The 19,388-nt window shown below is 37.9% G+C and carries 18 protein-coding genes and 3 pseudogenes; all 21 read right to left on the reverse strand.

The annotated features are described in order from the left end of the window. Positions 1–296 precede the first annotated feature (296 nt). The 21 genes and pseudogenes from JOC94_RS01040 to JOC94_RS23110 all read right to left on the reverse strand — a co-directional run bounded on the left by JOC94_RS01040 (position 297) and on the right by JOC94_RS23110 (position 19,388). Entirely contained in the window at positions 297–878 is a 582-nt protein-coding gene (locus tag JOC94_RS01040) for a hypothetical protein (RefSeq protein ID WP_205177965.1), read from the reverse strand. A 212-nt stretch (positions 879–1,090) separates the two neighbouring features. After that, positions 1,091–1,295: pseudogene (locus JOC94_RS22740) on the reverse strand (ATP-binding protein); the annotation flags it as partial. Between the two features lie 707 nt (positions 1,296–2,002). Beyond that, positions 2,003–2,584: a DUF4256 domain-containing protein gene (locus JOC94_RS01050; RefSeq protein WP_205177967.1), complete on the reverse strand. Its 582-nt coding sequence runs from the start codon at positions 2,582–2,584 to the stop codon at positions 2,003–2,005. 371 nt (positions 2,585–2,955) lie between these two features. Then, a complete protein-coding gene (locus JOC94_RS01055) occupies positions 2,956–3,600 on the reverse strand; it encodes a lysozyme inhibitor LprI family protein (RefSeq protein WP_205177969.1) in 645 nt (214 codons plus the stop codon). A 316-nt stretch (positions 3,601–3,916) separates the two neighbouring features. Next, positions 3,917–4,402 carry a MarR family winged helix-turn-helix transcriptional regulator gene (locus JOC94_RS01060; RefSeq protein WP_205177971.1) on the reverse strand — a complete coding sequence of 162 codons (486 nt, stop codon included), beginning with the start codon at positions 4,400–4,402 and terminating at the stop codon, positions 3,917–3,919. A gap of 9 nt (positions 4,403–4,411) precedes the next feature. Beyond that, positions 4,412–5,215 (reverse strand): N-acyl homoserine lactonase family protein, encoded by an 804-nt coding sequence (locus JOC94_RS01065; RefSeq protein WP_205177973.1) that lies wholly within the window; start codon positions 5,213–5,215, stop codon positions 4,412–4,414. A 630-nt stretch (positions 5,216–5,845) separates the two neighbouring features. Beyond that, complete coding sequence (gene ant(9) / locus JOC94_RS01070; RefSeq protein WP_205177975.1) at positions 5,846–6,631, reverse strand: aminoglycoside nucleotidyltransferase ANT(9); 786 nt, start codon at positions 6,629–6,631, stop codon at positions 5,846–5,848. Positions 6,632–6,704: 73 nt separating this feature from the next. Beyond that, a pseudogene (locus tag JOC94_RS01075) lies at positions 6,705–6,924 on the reverse strand (aminoglycoside 6-adenylyltransferase); the annotation flags it as partial. A gap of 569 nt (positions 6,925–7,493) precedes the next feature. After that, a complete protein-coding gene (locus tag JOC94_RS01080) occupies positions 7,494–7,880 on the reverse strand; it encodes a hypothetical protein (RefSeq protein WP_205177977.1) in 387 nt (128 codons plus the stop codon). A 238-nt stretch (positions 7,881–8,118) separates the two neighbouring features. Further along, on the reverse strand, positions 8,119–10,188 hold the full coding sequence (locus JOC94_RS01085; RefSeq protein WP_328799753.1) for a DUF5050 domain-containing protein: 2,070 nt from the start codon (positions 10,186–10,188) through the stop codon (positions 8,119–8,121). Beyond that, positions 10,169–11,404 carry an ABC transporter permease gene (locus JOC94_RS01090; protein ID WP_205177979.1) on the reverse strand — a complete coding sequence of 412 codons (1,236 nt, stop codon included), beginning with the start codon at positions 11,402–11,404 and terminating at the stop codon, positions 10,169–10,171. The genes JOC94_RS01085 and JOC94_RS01090 overlap by 20 nt, the downstream gene beginning before the upstream one ends. Continuing rightward, positions 11,398–12,270 (reverse strand): ABC transporter ATP-binding protein, encoded by an 873-nt coding sequence (locus JOC94_RS01095; protein ID WP_205177980.1) that lies wholly within the window; start codon positions 12,268–12,270, stop codon positions 11,398–11,400. The genes JOC94_RS01090 and JOC94_RS01095 overlap by 7 nt, the downstream gene beginning before the upstream one ends. A 50-nt stretch (positions 12,271–12,320) precedes the next feature. Beyond that, positions 12,321–13,520: a transcriptional regulator gene (locus tag JOC94_RS01100; protein WP_205177982.1), complete on the reverse strand. Its 1,200-nt coding sequence runs from the start codon at positions 13,518–13,520 to the stop codon at positions 12,321–12,323. 13 nt (positions 13,521–13,533) lie between these two features. After that, positions 13,534–14,607 (reverse strand): beta-glucanase/beta-glucan synthetase, encoded by a 1,074-nt coding sequence (locus JOC94_RS01105; RefSeq protein WP_205177984.1) that lies wholly within the window; start codon positions 14,605–14,607, stop codon positions 13,534–13,536. A 50-nt stretch (positions 14,608–14,657) separates the two neighbouring features. Next, positions 14,658–15,836 carry a M56 family metallopeptidase gene (locus tag JOC94_RS01110; protein WP_205177987.1) on the reverse strand — a complete coding sequence of 393 codons (1,179 nt, stop codon included), beginning with the start codon at positions 15,834–15,836 and terminating at the stop codon, positions 14,658–14,660. 2 nt (positions 15,837–15,838) lie between these two features. Further along, positions 15,839–16,216: a BlaI/MecI/CopY family transcriptional regulator gene (locus JOC94_RS01115; RefSeq protein ID WP_077110405.1), complete on the reverse strand. Its 378-nt coding sequence runs from the start codon at positions 16,214–16,216 to the stop codon at positions 15,839–15,841. A 109-nt stretch (positions 16,217–16,325) separates the two neighbouring features. Next, a complete protein-coding gene (locus tag JOC94_RS23450; RefSeq protein ID WP_408021892.1) occupies positions 16,326–16,472 on the reverse strand; it encodes an aspartyl-phosphate phosphatase Spo0E family protein in 147 nt (48 codons plus the stop codon). Positions 16,473–17,253: 781 nt separating this feature from the next. Further along, on the reverse strand, positions 17,254–18,093 hold the full coding sequence (locus tag JOC94_RS01120; RefSeq protein ID WP_077110406.1) for a hypothetical protein: 840 nt from the start codon (positions 18,091–18,093) through the stop codon (positions 17,254–17,256). A 35-nt stretch (positions 18,094–18,128) separates the two neighbouring features. Continuing rightward, positions 18,129–18,557, reverse strand: coding sequence for a cytidine deaminase (locus tag JOC94_RS01125; RefSeq protein ID WP_077110408.1), 429 nt, complete (start codon positions 18,555–18,557; stop codon positions 18,129–18,131). Positions 18,558–18,610: 53 nt separating this feature from the next. Further along, positions 18,611–19,133 (reverse strand): annotated as a pseudogene (locus tag JOC94_RS22745) (IS3-like element IS655 family transposase); the annotation flags it as partial. Between the two features lie 132 nt (positions 19,134–19,265). Further along, a complete protein-coding gene (locus JOC94_RS23110) occupies positions 19,266–19,388 on the reverse strand; it encodes a hypothetical protein (RefSeq protein WP_268920932.1) in 123 nt (40 codons plus the stop codon).

A 19,388-nucleotide genomic window follows, 5' to 3' on the forward strand; every position in this document is an offset into this window, starting at 1 on the left:
ATCAATGAAAAGCGGGGGCGGGCGAAAACTGTTCCTGTCTATACAAGAACACCGCCGTACATCCTTGATGGACTTTAACGCTCAAGGACATGCCATATCTCCCCGGCTTGAAGTACACCAATAAATGGGAGGTTACTATTACCATTCGAATGGAAATTTCAATGCCTTATTAGAACAAAAGGGCAAATATCTACAGGAGTTTATCCTGTGAGTATTGCCCTTTTTCCAATTTATACGGCTAACTGATTATACATGAAAAAAGTTGGAGCAAACCAAACTGCTTATCTTGGTGGTATTTACACTTTTAGGTCGAAGCTAGAACTAGCGGCCCGACTGTAGTTTTGTGTCGGGCTTGTTTTCATCTCTGCTCTTGCGGCTTTATAGGCTTCATAATAAATTGCCGTTGTTTCATCATAAAACTGACTTTCTGCTCTTGTCTGCCTCTCTGCCCATCCGGAATTAGTGCCATAAGATAATACTTCTTCGCCGTTTTTATTATAAATAAACATAGATGCCCCAGTTGCACCAACACATATTTGCCCTGTAAACGGTAATCCCGTAATCTTAAAAAAGAATGGTGAACCATTTGTATATGTTGCATTCATTAACCTGGGTGTCGTCAGTGATATAAGTCTTGAACGGTCAGGAGATACATGTTGTTTCTTATAAGAATTGATATAGGATATATAATCCTTTCCCATGTACACGCCTTTCGCCGCACCATCCTGCGCCATTTCCTTAATTCTTCTTACAACGTTATCTGGCAAAGAGCTTGTATTTTTCTTTTCAAAAATGCTTTTATCTGCTTTTGCTTTATGAGTCGCATGAGAATTTATACTTGAAAAACGGTCCAAACCACCAGAACGCACCATCATCATATCACCCCTTTTTATGAATAGTCACAATCATATTATCGTCTGTTTTTAGTAAAACTACATATCTATAAAATGAGCAGGACGTTCTTTATAGTTTTCTCTTCTGTATTAAAACAGGCTATTCCAAATAGTAAGGAATGGACATTTTGAAAAATCAAGGAAATACTGCCAAAGAACAGAGATCAAGAATTGAGTCTCCTGTAAGGCATGCACTTTTTTCCACGTTCCACTTTTGCCTCGACAATCACGGCCTAACCGCCAAAGAAACACATAATAGACAAGTAAATGAGTAAAAAAAGATTTACCCCCACCAAGCGAACTTAAAAAGGCAGTAGCAAGAGCATTGGTAACGGATCCTTCTACACTCTGACTAGCAAGACTCGGATTCAAATATCGAATGACATTACAACCAACAGATATAGGACAAACCATGCCATTTGGGTAAACGGCGCAGAAGTAGACAAGCGAAAGTCATTAATCGCCTAAGTAAACTTTCCCCCGATCAGATACTGGTATAGCTTTTTAATTTCTTCCAATTCGTTTAAATTCAAATAAAAAATAGGGCCGGGACATAAGCAAATACGAAATAGCAAAAACCGAACAATTCATTTGTAATTGTCCGGTTTATTTGTGTTAAAAAAATCCCGATTATCGCTACGTCAACATATTTCGCTTTCCGCGGGCACGGCTTCAGCTTCCTCGGAAAGCAAAGGTCGCTTTCCTGCGGGATCTTCAGCTCGAGCTATTCCCGCAGGAGTCTACATATGTTGACTACGCTAAAAGCTTGCGTATGATACATTGGGAAAATTTATCCCGCATGTAAGGTGCCGTAAGACTTCCACATCAAAATCTTGAGTGAATGGAAAAGATCTAAGTGTGAGAAAACGGCACCTAAATGCCCGATTGGTTCAACTAACATTCAGTAGGAGATGGAAAAAAACTCCTACTGAATGAAGTTTCACTTTATTGTTCGTTTTTTATCAGCTGATTTAGTTGTGTCCCAGTCCTAAATAGTTTTGCTGTTGAACTTTTTATTTTAATTTTCTACTGTTCCTCCACAATCGTTCCCGTTTGTTAAAAACCTAGGTGATCTGTTCTCACATTCAAACTTAGCTGTCTACCAAAATTCAAACCCTTAGTGAGCCGCGGAATCCTCTGGCAGCATAGTAAGAGTCCGCACCGTTGTGATACAAAAAAACGTGGCCGAAGCGATAATCGCAAAAAAGGGCACCGCCAAGTTCTCGAATATCAGACGGTGTTTGCACCCAACTTGACGTTTTTTGATCGAATTTTCCGAGTTTTTGCAACTCTCGATATTGTTCTTCTGTCAAAAGTTCGATGCCCATGGCCGTTGCCATATCAATAGCGTTATTTTCTGGTTTATGTTTTTTCCTTGACTCTAGCGCTTCACGGTCGTAACAAACACTTCTGCGCCCTTTGGGACTTTCCGCTGAACAATCATAAAAGATGTATTCATCCTTCTTTTTATCATAACCAACAACATCCGGTTCACCGCCCGTTTTTTCCATTTCATTGAGCGACCATAGTTTTAGAGGAGTAGCTTCCAACTTCTCTTGAACTTTCGTCCATTCAAGACCTTTATGGCGGTCCATGTTCTTCTCAAAACGGGCTTTCAATGTTTTAAGTAATTCTTCACGTTGTTCTAGGGACAATTCCTTTTCACTGCTGATGTTATTTCCCTTTGTCATGTTCATTCCTCCTTATCGTTTTTACTCATTATTTCAGAATATACGAATAGCCAGAATTCCATACAGTCATCTACATTTCGGTTTTGACATAATAATGATCAATGTTTCATAGATCAATTATATCAAGTACGAGCTTTGTTTCATATATTCATGTAAAGTGACAAGAGATGTTCCCATTGATTGACAAGGTAATATACAAAACTATATCACTTTTCTAAATATATGGCGGCGCTTCATTAAAAGCGCCTGTTTCTTCAACCAAATACCTTGCCATATCAGGATAACAGATAGCGCTCGCCCCATTCCCAAAGCTGTCAAAAAGGCAAATTGAAACTCTTTCACTTCTACCTTCCATACATTAGATGAAAAAATTATTCCATATAGTCTTCAACTAATTCAAAGCATCTTTCTTCTGTAATATCTGCTTGCACAGCCACAAATTCTAATTGTTCCATCGTACCACCTTTATATGTAAGAGATGCCTCTTTTGCAGAGTTATCTCGGTAAGCTATCCATTCACGTTGTTCTTTTCTTAGTTGGTCCATCTCTTCTGAAGGAAGTTGCTTCTGTAAAACTTCATAAACTTCATTTAACAATCCATCCCAAACGTCATATCTATCTCCCTCAACTTTTTTCAAAGCGTATGTTGAATCATCTTCTGGATTGTTTTTTAGCTCATCCATTTCTTTTTTAGTTTCATTTAATTTCTTGAGATATTCTTCCTTCAAACTCGCTGTTTGATTCGTTGAAGCGTCTTCTTCTTTAAGCTCATTGGTTGATATATCTGCTTTTTCGTTTGTTTCACTTCTTGTATCAGCGGTATTCGCTTTGTCGTGATGTGAATCATTCTCTGCCGAATCTGCACCAGAAGAATCGGTGTTTGGGTTTTGAGTGGTGTTATTTGGAGACTGTTTGTCCAAGCCAGCACTTGACTCGTCGGATGAGTTGCCACAAGCAGCCAATATAACGAATACGACTGTTAACATTCCTAATAAAAATGTACGATTATTTTTCATGAAAATACTGCCTTTCTTTTTCTATAATGTAGGTTATTCTGTATCCACAACTTTAACCTATTGTTTAAAACCATCTTTTTCCATCTCTTACTCTTTGTTTATGTTAACATATACTCAATATGCATCCCAAACTCATTCCGAATTGTTCAATTTTTACCAATTTCATTTTACGACTGTTTCATCCTTCTACTATCCTGAACTTTTGATTTTAGATGGGGAAATCCTCCCGAAACTATTTCAGTTCTTTTTTACGCTCTTCTTCTTTCTCTTTATACCGACATTTTAGCAGCGGGCGGGAAGATCGTTCCCTCATTTCTTAATTTCGATCATGATTGTGATGTAAGCTAAAACCACGTTGTTCAAATTTATACTCGAACTTTGTGTCTAATAACAACTTGCTTAGCACCCTGTTTGCCAGTTCAATTTCCTTCGTTGTATAAAGTTGAGTCATTTTTCGATACATTTGCTCTTCCGCTTTTGTAATGAGTAGATGTTTTTCTTTACCTAATGGACTGAGTGTCATTCTTATAAACCGGGCGTCATTTTTATCCTTTTCCCGCCTTATGAGGCCTTCTTTTACCATTCTCTCCACTAACCTGGAAGGACTTCCATCTTCACAGATTAGTAACTGTCCCAACTCTTTCAGAGTAAGGAACTCCTTTTCTGCTAAAATACGTATTACTTCAGCTTGTGAAGGTGTAACGCCAATTTCTCTTAGTAATTCCATTAAGATTTTATTTCCTTGTCTTTGTGCAGCCAAAATCAAATACCTGAACTTTTCTATCTCGCGATACTTTTCCATTTTTTCACCTTATCGAATTATTTCTGGCACAATCGCTGGATCATGGTTACAAATGATTCTTACACATTCTTCTCTTTTTGCAAAGTTGTGCAGCCACTTTAAAGAATCATAAGCAGCCGTTCTATCTGTAGTTATACCAGGCAATATCATTTGCGTCCATGATTTTTCTGAGTAACCCACATCATTTGCCAGTACCACCCAGCCTTTTTCCATCTTAACCATCAAAGCGACCAAACCAGCACTATGGCCCGGTGTATGAACGATATAAAGCGAATTGTCACCAAATAGGTCATATCCTCTTTTATAGGGACCATAAGGTATATCAGTGAAACGAAAGGTATTTATAGGCACATCTTTCCACATTGATTGAATGTAGCCTAATTTTTTATGGGCCACCTTCCATTCGATGTCACTAACAAGGATATTTTTAGCGTCTTGAACATGTTTAATACCACTGACATGATCAGAGTGCATATGTGAAAGAATAACATAGTCCAAGTCCCTTGCCTTAATGCCAAGGTGATTGAGCCGTTCTGCTACTGAATGCCCTTTTGGCAATTCACCCTTAAACATAGAAAAAGCTAAACTCCCTAGATGTTTTCTCTGATTCACTCTCATATCTTCATGCCAGCCCGCATCAACTAAAATGAGCCCTTTAGGGTGTTCAATCAAATACGAAGAAACCGGCACCCATATCTTTTTCCCGCTATTCCTAAACCATCCCGTAAATGGAGCTGGGTGTAGGCCTCGCTCTTTATAAGCTAATGCTCGATCAATCTGTACTTTCCCTGTGTGTAAAATATGTATTCGCACTTCAAATCCCCCTTCAAAATAGATGACGCGTCATCTATTATTCATATTAAATGACACATCATTTATTTGCAATAAGGAATGTTGATATATTCTCCTGTAAAAGTCCTTCCCCTTTACCCTCAAGCAAATTGATTCGATCATAAACATTCAGCAAATCCCCCCGTATTCAACCGTACATTATAAAATGTTATGATTGAACCCCAAAAAATCCAGGTGATAATGGACGGTTTTTTTTGAAAAAGTTTGTCCCAACTCTAAAAGAAATCCTTTTCAACATACGATCCGCATACCCGTATTCCTCCATTGTCGTTAAAATAAAGTTTTTCCGTTTTTGGAAAATAACCCGCTTTCTGAAAAACCAGTTCTACTCTGGGGTTGATCATTAAAAAGACCCCGACGAAAATCGAGGTCTGAATCAAAAATAGATGTTTAAAGTGGGAAATGCTCATTTTAGGGAGCCAATTGTCTTTGTAGAAACGCTATTGGCCGAGCTGATGGCATTGATGTCTGAGGCCATTTGGGAACCTATTAATTGTTGAGATATCTGTATGAAGGAACATATCGAAAAATCCTCGACAATCATGCCAATAGCAATCAGCTTTTTCATCATTAACACGATTGGAAAAGTACTCAAATGTTAAGACAAGACTCTATAGACTTTTTCATATAATGAACAAGTGACGCCACCTCGATCTCCCTTCCTTCCCACTTATCAACACGCTCTCCTAAGTAAGCCTTTCTCGCTAAATGGAGTAAAGCCGCATGATATTCAGGTAATTGAGGTATTGCCCATTCCGCGGACTGATCTTTAGAGCTAATTTCACTAGTAGATGCTGTAAACCACATTCTGGCTAAAGTTAAAATGACATTGCGTTCGTCACCTTTTATATCCTCAATCAACCCAGGTAAAGATTCTTTAATAGCCCTTTGAATATCTTTTATTGGCACAGGATCAAGGATTTCTGCTGCATTTACTCCCAAAAGAGTCATGCTATTCTCTCTTGCAAGAGCTAAAAGAATAGCTAAATCAGGATCATAAGTGGGCGGAGGGATATCTCCCTTTTCAAACTGATCTCTCAGCCACTCTCCATACATAAATTCATATTTGGGAGGAAATTGCCAAGGAACAACATCTTTTTGATTGATCACCGTCACTTCAAGTGGTCGAATCGCATGTGCATTTCCTATTTTTCCAGATATAAGCATCAGCCTATTTGTAAGCTCTCTCCGGGTTTTTTCAGATAAACTCTGATTTGTTACCACCAAAATATCTACATCGCTATTAATGCGTAAACCTCCCATCACAGCAGAACCATATAAATATACCCCCACTAATATCCTATCAAGCAGTCCCTCTATCATTTCGATTGCTTGAATGGCTTCCTTTGGTATTTTCTTCAGCGAATTGCCCTTCAATTGTTATCCCCCTTTCATGAAAAAATAGAGCATATTTATGAAACTCTATTGCATCTTAATCTCAAATTTTCGCTTCATCTTCAGGTGGAAAAAGCCCCATATCCTCTGGCTTTTGCATCATTATGATATTCCCAAATTGATTAAGCCAAACATCATTCATATCCGCACAAAATATGTAATATCATCATCCTGGAATTCATCTTTGGGTATATTAATATTTGTATGAGACCTTCGATCGTTACAATTCTAATTCGCTTGTCCTGATTTGCTATGGAAAGTATTATATTCATCATTTCCTGTTCTATTCTCTTTTACATGCTCCCCGTCTACAAAAGCACCATAAAACAGTTTTTTTAAGAATGTCGCTACTTAATAGTACTAAAGCGGTTTAAAAAGATTGTAAGTCCTATTGAGATAAAACAGCCTAATGGCAGAAGATTTAACGTACTGATATTAAAATCGAACCCTGTTTCATCTGCAGTAATTTCATACACTTTAAAAAAAGTCTCCAAATAAAACAAATGAGCTAAAATCCTTCATTTTTAAATAAATAGTAAAGAGAAACAACAGAACAACAGTTAATATTGATGGTAAAAAGTGCCCGGTAATAAAACTTAACAGTTTGCCTTTCATTTTTTAATCAACTCTTATTTTTCTGTTGGATTTGTTTACCATCTTTCAAGTAATATAGCAATTTCAAAATATATATCAAAAATATTTTGAGATATACTCGATTATTACGGCTGTAATCTTTTCCAGGTTTCCCCACCTATAAAAAAGAAATGTTTATACCATGCAGATAAAGTATATACAAACTTTATCCACATTAGTATAAACATTCTTTTAATCTACAATTATTCAATTAACGATGTGTATAGGTATATACTGCCGCAGCTTTATATTTACTTCCACCCTGCACACCGTGTGTTCCATAAATCACATAAACATTTGATGGTACAGATGACCATGAGCCTGAGAAATAGGTTCTTCCTCTTGGACTCTTAATTTCTTGTGTTGAGACAACTGTTTTTCCATTTCTATCCTGCATAGATCCCTTTATTGACAGCTGTGCAGAGTCAGGGTTTTGGGTTACCTTTGTAATATAATTCGAACCCGATAACGTTCCAGTCAGTGTTCCATACCCAGTTACCGGTTTAGAAGAAGTGTTTGCAAATGATGGGGCAGCCAATGACAAACAAACCAAAATAGCAGCAATACTACTTATTAGCGTTTTCTTACTTAATACCATAGTAATCCCTCCTATTTTTTTCGTAAACATTCACTAGACCCAACAACATCTCAAAAACTATTTAAAACCAATAGATTTATTGGATATAACATGCCTCCTTTTCTACTCATTACCACCACCATACATGACTTACCTTAAAAAGTCCAGATTATTTAGACTTTTATTAATTTTACAACCCATTCTATTCAAGGGATTTCTCTGGGTACAGTGTTGCAGTCAATGCACCATCCTACCAAATTTAATCATTTTGACCCTCTAATAATAGATCATTTTCCCCATCCCTATCTATGCGATATTTTTTGGAGTCCGTCCTCGCCTCGTAGAAAATATATTGATCATCACAAGTAAAGTTCAGTACAGATTGCTCCGTGATTTTTCGGGTTGCAAAATCGTCCAGACTCATGGCATAGATTTTATATTGATCTTTACGATTCAAAAAGAGCAGTTCTGTCTCCGTTAAAATAAAATGTGTCGTTATGATATCAGGCAGAACTGTTTCCGAATCCGTCTTCGTATCATACTGAACCACTTCATATTTTTCATTAAAATAATAAATATGCTGACCATCAAAGGCCACACTTGTTAATAACGGCGCACGAATGATGACATTTGATTTGCCTGTCCCCCTATTTACCCGCCTAATCTCGTTTTGAACGATAAAATAGATACTCTTCTCATCCAAAAAGAAGGAATCTATTTCAAAGTAAAACCCCGAGTCAGCACTGTCCGCTGAATGAGGTCCTAGAAAATGATCTTCATTGGAATTCATGTTTTTTTCAAAAATGATCCACTCATCAAACGTCCTCGTATCCACTTCCATAACAAAAAACCTGCCACGTTCTTCATTGCGGTAGGCAAAACCTCGCAACTTATCAAACTCTTGCTTGATATAATAGACAAACGGACCATTTCCATAAATAGAGGTCTCAACCTTTGTGAGTGATTGCATCGGATTTCTGATCAAATGATTCATTTCACCAGTTTGCTTATCTTCAAATACAAGTTTCATATCATCCAAATCCGTTTCATCCACATAAAAACGATATTGCTCATTTTCAAAGGACTGCCTGGAAGAATAATTATAAATATCAACGTCCTTCATATTTTGAGTGGAGGTGCAGCCGGCAAAGGTAAATGCGGTCAGGCAGAGGATCACCATCATACTTAATGACTTTAACCTTCCGCCTCTTCTTTTCTTGACACTCCATACATTCGTATGCCGGATCATAATCACTATCATGGCCCCGATGTTAAGGCACAATGTGATCACGAACAGGATCATCACGGTCAGCATCGAAATTTCCTCAAACGTCACATCCATCTGATCTGTAACGATATTATACTCAGCTTCACTCCCTCTGAAAAACCCGGTGGCAATCATAAAGGCAAGCGGCCCCGGCAAAAAATATTTAGTGGATTCCATACTCAGTCCAACATAAGGTAACAGAATCACGGCAGTAGATGAAAATAAGGTTAATGCGTATTTTTTCGTCCATACAGAAAAGAGCATAATGAGCACGGAGAAGCTTAGGTTGCCGAATATTTTTAAAACCGTTACCCATATAAAAGTGGAAAAAAGTGTGCTGTTTTTTGTAGAAGTTCCAAAATAAGATAAACTCTGTAGGGGATAATCACCATTCTCTAAGCCATATTTTATGTGAAAGAATCCATACCTTAACAGCGAGGTTAAGAAACAAAGCACAATCACCGTCATGAATACAAGAACAACTTTTGAGACAGCATGCACGCGCGTCCCTTTCTTTACAGTCAAGTGAAGGGAATCCATCTCACTGGCAAACTCCGCACAAAAAACGGGCGTAACCAATACTAACAATAATAATAGAAATAACAAATCCAAATGATCCGTGGCCAATAGTCCATTCCAACCATTCGTAGATAAAAAATACCGGTTGTCCGGATTTTCGCGAATATACGAATATTGGTCAAAAATGACTTTAAAGCCACTTTCATTTTTTACGATTTCCTCCAATGGACTTGCTATTTTTAGTAACTCATCCTCGGAGATTTTTCCATCATAGTAATCGTTGTATGCCCTTTCTAATGCTACGTTTGCTTCAGAAATTCTCTTTGCTTCCGTTTTAAAGAATCTCTCTGTTTCGTCCGTAAGTGCCCCCTTAACTTGGTTTAAATAGAAAGCATACGGTTCGGAATTCATCTCAATTTCCGGGTTTTTTGGCGTGTCAAAAATCAGTAATGTCGCCATGCTTAAGACGAAAAACAAACTGATAAAGTACAAACCTTTCTGATAGAAAAGCATTTTCTTCCATTCATAACTTAATAGTGACACGCTCTCTCCCCCCTCTTCTGGTGACAGTATTTTTCCTAATGAGCAGCATTATGCCTAATATACAGATCGCTCCCCAAGCTACCGCAAACAATAAGGCTAGGGTATAACTCACCACGGGGTATCCGAAAAGATTGACAAATTCCGTTTTACGAAATAATTCCCGATTGACCACAAGCACAAATGGATTTAGAACTTTGAACAAGACTCGACCAGACCCTATATACAGTTCCTGGATATAATTGAATCCAAAGGTAGCGAGCAGGCTGATAATAAACGGAAATAAAGCATTTTTAAAAAAAATGGAAATCAATAAAAACACGAAACTCAGTACTAGAATTCCCATTGTTTTTATGAGATTCGATAAAACGGCATACGCTCCTAAACGGATACCAATCGATGAATTTGCAAAGTTTTCAATCGCATAAAGCGGGGAAAAGGTTGCTTCCACCGATCCAAAAAAAGTCGCAAATGCCACAAAATCAAGCAACCAAAACCAAAAACAGACAACAAAGACAAAAATGGCAGAGGAAATCAGTTTTGCCCAAACAGTTCTATTTCCTCCTGCTTGCGTCGTCAATAAAAGAACATCCATCTCCGTTTCCTTTTCGGAGACAAATACATAGATTAAGACATACATACAAATCAGTATGACCAAAAAAGATGAAAAGTCGTAATGAATAAGGTTTTCATACATTTCCGTATATGAAAAATCCGATATCATCCGTCCCGCGTAACGATCCGCAATCGCTGCATTCTTTCTATATTCGTATTGATTTCCGAGCGATTCAAAAAATGTCAGATTCTCTTTTGCCGTCATGACAACATCATTTGCATAACTTTTGTACATATAGGCATATTCCATTGGATTCACAAAATTCCAACGGAAGAATAAGGTGTCGTTGTATACATTTCCCGTATATGTATTCGGATTATCTGTTGCTGTGCTTGCGGTTTTATCCGCTGTTTGCTGGTCAAGCGGTCCGTAAATCGACATGAGTTTCTCGATTTTTTCCTTTGTAATGGTTCCCCCAAAATCCTCATACATTTCCCAATATAAATCATGCCAATCCGACCCTGTACTTTTGGAAAGTAATGATGTTTGGTCATAAACGCTATATATTTTAACAACATTCAGTATACTAAAAAGAAGAATCGCCAGGACAACTGACTTTTTAAAGAAATGTTTACGGCATTCAAAAAGAAGTAACTTCACCATCGTTCGCGTTCTCCCGAATAGTACAAAAATACATCCTCCAAATTGGGCTCTATATTCACCGCATGGGGATCCGGTTTTTCATCATCAATCACTCTTAAATGAATGCCATCGTGATCCCTCATCATGTTACTAATGTGAAAATGATTGAGCTTTTCTTCCATCGTTTCATCTGTCACTGTCACCATCCAGACTTTCCCCTCGATTTCACGCGCAAGTGCCTGAGGCGAATTCTGTTTTAAAAGCTGTCCAGCTTTTAGTAAAAGAACCTGATTGGCGATATATTCAACATCGGAGACGATATGCGTTGCCAGTAAGACAATTCGATTCTCTGAAAACTTGGTAATCAAATTTCGAAAACGAATTCTTTCTTGCGGGTCAAGTCCAGCTGTTGGTTCATCCAAAATTAAAATATCAGGATCATTCAGCATCGCTTGTACAATACCGACGCGCTGGCGCATGCCGCCGGATAGTGCGCCGATTTTTTTATTAGAGGCGTCACTTAAATTGACGATATCCAATAATTCCTTTGCTCTTTTTTCACCTTGTTCTTTCGGAATATCTTTGAGGACACACATGTATCGCAGAAAGTCCATCACTTCAAAGTTTTTATAAAACTGCGGGTACTGTGGTAAATAGCCAATATGGGATAAAAAATCGATTCCTAAATGTCTCACATCCACATCATTCATGAGCACTTGCCCTTTGTCGCTCTTTAAAATGCCCACAAAAATATTAATCAGTGTTGTTTTGCCCGCACCATTCGCGCCCAACAGACCATAAATCCCATTCTCTAGTTCTGAGGAGAAATCTTTGAGTGCATACTTGCCCTTATATTGCTTTGAAATATCCTTAAACGTGACTTTCATAAACATGCCCCCCTTATTTCCCGCTTATCAGAAAGAACATTTCATTACCATTAAAATTGACTAATGATTACTTTCGATTCTATATCGTCTCGTTTTGACCCTAATAACACAATACAAGTCCTCGTCTCGTCTATCAATTTGATCACTGGTTCGTGAGACATAAAATGATCGTTTCCGTCATTTGAAACCTGTTGCTCCGCTTCCAACTTTCCGGTTTCCGTATGATACACCCGAATGGTCCAGCCGGTTTTATGTGCAATCGGAGTGGCAAAATAACGACCGGCATTAGAACCCGATATGAATCCGCTTTCCGCTTTTTCCCTCAGAGTATGCAGTTTCGTTTGATTGCTTGGCATCTCCATCACCAATGCTTTTCCGGATACAACGGTCGGATCTTCTGCAAATAACAGCAAATGATTGTAAGCCGTTAAATTCTGACATGAAAAATTGTCAAATGTACGATTTAACAACTCTGAACCATCTATATTTACGATCCCGCAAGTTGCAAAGGAAGGCTTGTCAGGGTCAGCTGGAATATCAAAGCTTTGCGCCTTAAATGCGATCCGTTGATCCTCATTCGTGAAGCCAATTTGTTCAATGTTGACCATACCAGAACGCTCCTTTGCGTCTTCAGATGTCAAATCGATGATCGTATTCTTTGTTTCTGTTGTAAAATCATAGATATATAATCCGGAATAGGTTGCAAATGCCACTTGGGTTCCAGAGGCAGAAAACGAAATCGCATCTGTTGACATCAACATATCGTCGTCCGCTAGCAATTGATTCAAGTCAAATTCTGAAACGATGTTCAAGTCATAATCGTAAAACGCGGCTTTATAACGAAAAGCCCCATCCGTCATCACCGACTCACCATGATCGCTCGTTGATGATTGTCTAACTGCCACATAACCATTGTCAGTCACCCAAAAACGTTCACTTAAAACTTCTTCGTGCGGGGCTTCTTGTAGTATTTTCTTCGTATCTGTATCATATAGGTATAGCTTATCAGCCACTATGAAAACCTTGTCGTCATCAGCATAATAAACATGCTTGATATCTCCCTCTAATTTCAATTCTGAAACAACATCCGGTGTCGTCGGCTTGGGTGTGGTTGTTTCGCGGACTTCATCTGCTCTATTTGAATGCTCTTGACCATCATTTGAGGGACCAAAATGTTCATTATTTTTTGAACATCCCACGGAAAAGAACACAAATATGCTGAATATAATGCTGAATCGTTTATAATTCATCTTGATCCCCCGATCATTTATACAATAAGACGGATTCACTTTTTAGTAGAAAAGCATTATCAGGGAAATCCGCCGTATTCGTAGGTACGGAAACAACATAAAACGTATTGAAATCTTCCAATCTCTCTAAGTCAATCTCCACATCAATCACGGATACCTCTCCTTTTGCTAAAGTTGTTTCAAAAGAAGTGTCGCCATCTACGGTTGCTAACGCTTGATGGTTGATATAAAACGTATTTTGGTAGTGTATCCCTGGGTGGCCGAATAGTTTAAATGTCACGTGAAGGGTTCCGTTATCATTTACCTGTAGGTTATCGACATTCATCGCACGATCCCCATCAAAATTCACTTCATTTATTACGAGCTTTTCCAATGTCTCCAAGTCTATTTTCATCGCACTATGCTTTTCATGTTTTTCCAACAATTCCTTCGTCACTGGTTCTGTTGACAGACGAACATTCCTTAAATAGTCTTTTTTAGGGATGCTAGAAGCTTCCAGAACATCTGCATCTTTTTCAAAAACCAACGAACCTAACGACTGCAATGTAGAGTGATATCCTCCATAAGAACTCGTTTCTTTCATGTCTGGCATAAATGCTGGATTGTAAACGCTCGTAATATTGACATCCAAAGTATCCCCTTGCTTCCCTGTTATGGGGGTAAAGACAAATGTGAATGGTGTCTCTTTGTCGTCCTCTTCCAAATCAAGAATATGCATATATTCGTAAGGTGCTTCCGTTGTATTAAATTTATAGGGTTGCGGGATGCCGTCCACGAAAATAAGAAAACCGACATTTTTAGCTTTCCCTGATGCAGCTACGGAATAGTCTATTTTCAACTCTCCCCCATGATATGGAATGGGGAGCATTTCTTCATTTTCATCTACTTCTGGGTTATCAAAACCATGAACCATAGATCCCATAATACCCGTTTCTTCGTCATTTACTTCAAATGGATTGTCCGTTTCATGATGGATGGTGCCCTCGTTATTTTTATCAGAATTTTGATTGGAACAACCTGCCGCCAACACCATCAATGCGAGTAGTAATAATGCCAATGCATACCGAGAGAACCCGCATTTCCCCATACCTCATTTCTCCTTTCATATTCTGATGATTGACTTTTCTCGCTGTAGCATTATTTACTCTCTATCAACTTAGGATTATCATATTCGAACATCTTTTCATCATTATCTATTAATAGATTCCTATCTGTTGTATTTCTTGATACATCTTCGTCCACTTCTAGAACCGGTTTATCCTTTTGGGGGAGTGTCTGATCAATCTTTCTATTTTCCTCATGATCCATGCTCGGATCGCTTTCATTCTCAGGTACAAGTACAGATGGTTCGGGAGAGGCGTCTGGAGTGCTGATTTTTATCATCATACTTGTACTAAAAGTCGCCACAACAATCATTGCGAAAATTGAAAATCCCCATTTTTTGTTTCTGACATCCATAATGGAGAAAACTCTGTGTTTCATCCCCTGCTTCCCACTATAAAAATTGGTGGAAAATGTACTTCGTACCTTGGATTGTTTGCGGATGACCCCAATAATTGTTTCAACATATTTTTGTCGACCATCCACATTCGTATTTTTGACTACTTCTTCGTCACAAGCAATTTCACATTGAATAGAAACTTCTCTTGCTATCAGGTAAACGAATGGATTGAACCAATGCAGCGCAGTCGCTAAAAATACAAGTGCTCTAAACCAAATGTCTCTGCGTTTAAAATGAATCAGTTCGTGCTTTAAAATAAGCGGAAGCTCATCCGGCGGAATGTTGCCCGTTGGGAGCAATATGGTTGGCCGGATAAAACCAATTAACATGGGACTGGAAATACCGGGACAGATTTGCAATTCTACTTGTTGCTTGATTCGCAACTTTTTTTGAACATCGTGCAACAGATTCAGTACTTTCAAATCCTCGACTTTCATGCTCCAGCGTTTCACCATTTTCAAGAAGTGTCCGTGTCGAATGACATGAATGATGATAAAAACAACCACACCGACAAGCCATAGCCCACTCAATAGAACAGACCATGGAATAGCTGATGACATCGCCATCTCATAGGGTGCTACGAAATGACTGTTTGTTGTCTTTATGGCAGGTATGAACTTATCAATAGAAATTGCTGATTCTTGTCGGTGAAATCGGAAGGGAATAATCAGCCCGATAATAATGACCAACCATGTATAGTAACGTCCTTTTGCTGTAAATATTTTGCTTAATAATGGAGTGACGGCCATGTACACAAGCGCGATGATTGACATGGCAATCGAAACTTCAAGCAACGAAAACAACAATTTCTGCAATATTACTCCCTCCGTTCTTTCGCCCATTTTAACAACTCATCCAACTCTTCTTCGGTAGGCGGCTCCGTGTTATACAACGTATTTACAAAACTTAAAAATGAGTTTTTGTGATATTTCTTCATAAATTGTTCTGTTTCTAATTGAAGATAATCTTCTTTACTGATCAACGGGTAATACGTGCGCTCTTTCCCTTTCTTTTCTGTTCGTAAAAACCCTCGTTCTACCAAACGCCTCATAAGGGTGAGTACAGTAGGCGCTTTCCATTTACGTTTATCTCCTATTTCTGCCATAATCATCGCTGTTGTGATAGGTGGTTCGTTCTCCCATACAACCTTCATGATTTCAAATTCTGCATCAGGTAACTTTTTCATTTTCTCCATACAAATAACTCCTTTTTCTACAATTGTCTTCCTCATATTCTACACTTGTAAAATATGAAGGTCAATTATTTCATGAATATTTTTACATTTGTCTAAAAGAGGGGCGTATTCATTTGAAGTGATGATAACCGCTGCATTGCACAAGCTCTTTACGTAATGCCGTTTGCTTTGTTTCATTCATTAACCCATCTGATTTTTGGCTGGCTTGAATAGTGAAAGGATGATTCAAGCCTTTTTCATTACTGGATTGAATCATACTGATTTTTAAAGACTTATTTTAGGATTTTATTACAAAACAAGGGGATAGAAGTAGAAAATTAAATCCTGCTTAGATAGGTTAATTTAATATAACTACTTTTGTGGTTTTTTTGGAAAGTATTAACAACAATCGTGCCCTTTCTTACTCAATATTTTTCATACGCACATGCGTCATAAACGTCTCTCATGTAATGTACACTTAAACGTAGAGTCAATGTATGAGGGGCCATTTTTTAATGGAAATGGGGTGCTCAGAAAACAGTGTGGAGAAATGAAAAACAAATCTCAAACTACTAAAACATTTTCATGATCCTTACGAGCTATCCTGTTTTTTTCCACAATCGCAACCGATTGTGGAAAGCAGCATGAAAAAGATAAAGTGAAACTTCGGGGCTGTCCGAAAAGTAATATTGCCGCTTGAAAACAAAAAAACCAAAGCCAAGATTGCCGTAAAATCAACATTCTTGGGTTTTACATTTTAATGCATTTACTCTAAATTGGATTTTTTAGACAGCCCCGTTAGTTGAACCAATAGGGCATGTAGGTGCCGTTTTCTCCCACTTAGATCTTTTGTATCAACTCAGGTTTTAAAGGCGGAGTCTTATGGCACCTTACATGCGGGATAAAGTGAAACTTCATTCAGTAGGGCTCCTACTGAATGTTAGTTGAACTAATCGGGCTTTTAGGTGCCGTTTTCTCCCACTTAGACCTCTTGTATTCACTCAAGATTTTGAAGTGGGAGTCTTACGGCATCTTACATGCGGGATAAATATTTACATTTATATCACCATATTTACAATTTCATTCACCCGTTCTGAATCATTTTCGATTTCCAATAGTTCACAAAGTGTATCATGTACTTTTTTAAATTCAAGTACGATACTTCTCATAACACTCATCATTTCTATCGTTTCTCTTCCGCATTCCCAACTTTCAAGTAGCGACTTCTGCCAGTCTTTTAACCGACTTCTATCACCTTCGTATTTAGACCAATCACCAAACGTATTTGGTTGAATTCCTGAAGCCATATACCAAGCTGTTGACATGGATAATCGTAATGTATCAATACAATCCAAAGCATAATAATATTCTTTTGTCATTGCCTTCCGATAAGCTTCATGTAAATACGCAAAAAATTTTGTTCTCCAAGCTTCAAATTCAGCGATTGTTGGTTTGTAAGTCATTTCCATGGATTGTCTTTGTATAGCTCTCATCACTTCATTGGTGTCCTTGATTATTTTAATGTTTTGTAACCAAGGAGAGGGTTGAATATCGTCCAAAGTAAAATAAAAAATGTCCACTTTAACAAAACAATCGTAATGGGCAACAGTATAGATTGACGAAGGATCAGAATCCTCAAAATACAATACATTTCCCCAGTTTTTTGCGCGCATCTGTTTATTTGCAATGTATTTGTTTATTTTGTGAGGTTTCACAACGATTCTAAGGTCAATATCCGAAAAAATATTTGTATTTTCATTACCGATGGAACCACCATAAAAAAATGACAGAACATTACCATCGCTTAATAAATCACTTGCAATTGCATCTAATAATTTGTTTCGGTTATTTGGTAATTCTAAGTCTCTCTCTCCATGTTTACTTACAAATCCACACATGAACAGGAATGCTCCTTTCTTTATCAGGAACTTCTTTAAACATCACTGGTATATTTTTCAGGAAGTAATTCCAAAATCTTACACTTTACTAATTTGTCATTATAGGGAATGATGACATCTGTATTTTTCCCATAATCACTAATTAACTCCCGACACATGCCGCAGGGGGCAACCACCCAACATTTTTCTATATTTTCATGAGGGTGAGGATGAGCCACGGCTACAATTGTTTCAAATTCATGATCTCCTTCAGAAATAGACTTACCGATAGCTATTGCTTCCGCACAAACGGTGATTCTTCCCACATTTGCTTCTACGTGAACGGCTGAAAAAATAGCACCAGCTCTAGTTCTTACTGCGGAACCAACATGGTGTCGTCCATACTTATAATTTTTTTTAATAACTGTTTCTGCTTCTTTGATCAAATCATAGTCTCTATCCTCTAAAGGGCGTACCTTTAACATCATATTAACTCCTTAGTCATTTTAACCTTTACTTTATAATCCTACTATCAGCATTGCTTTTGAAGCTCAATCTTTATTTTTCTCTGGCCGTAGTTATTTCTGCTGGATTTGAATATATCTTTGATAAGCCTTATCAGTTCCTCTTCTTCCTGGCCACCTTTGATTTTGGCTTCATACATAATACGTACTTCTAGGGACTTGCAGGACGTCACACATTGCACCTGCGGTTACTCGGTGCAGTAAAAACATGTGCTGATACTGAGTATTTGTGAGCGTTATTTCGAATCACATCTACTTTCGTCCCATGATCAGCGCGGCTTGCTTTAAAATGTCATTCCCCATCGCAAGCCTTTGGTTTTCTTTACGTAGCTTAATCAGTTCTTCCTGTTCAGGCACTCGGTTATCTTTCTCTTCAAAAGAGTCAGTCATATTGTGTTAACGCACCCATTTATCAAAGGAAGAAGGTGTTAGATCATACTCCATGATGATTTCGGTTCGTGGCTTGCCAGTTGCATACAGCTGTACGATTTGTTCTTTAAATTGTTCATTCTCGATTCTCCTCCGACTAGATTGAATCGAGTCTATGACCTTAACAAATCTGTCCAACTAAGTGTAGCCGATTCAAAAAGATTCCTTATTGAAATGGATAGAAAGGTCTAAGTCTTTCTCGAATTAATTGCAGTATGCTTTGCTATAGAACCTGAGTATTTAAACTTTATCACCAAATTTCTCTCTTATTGCTGTTTCTACTTCATCTCTTTTTTCTTCTTTATTTTCATCGTCAATTTTTTCCTCTTCAAGTAATGATTCTAAATACTCTATTACTGACAT

Origin of the sequence: Siminovitchia thermophila (assembly GCF_016909185.1) — a bacterium.
Lineage (GTDB): Bacteria > Bacillota > Bacilli > Bacillales > Bacillaceae_C > Siminovitchia > Siminovitchia thermophila.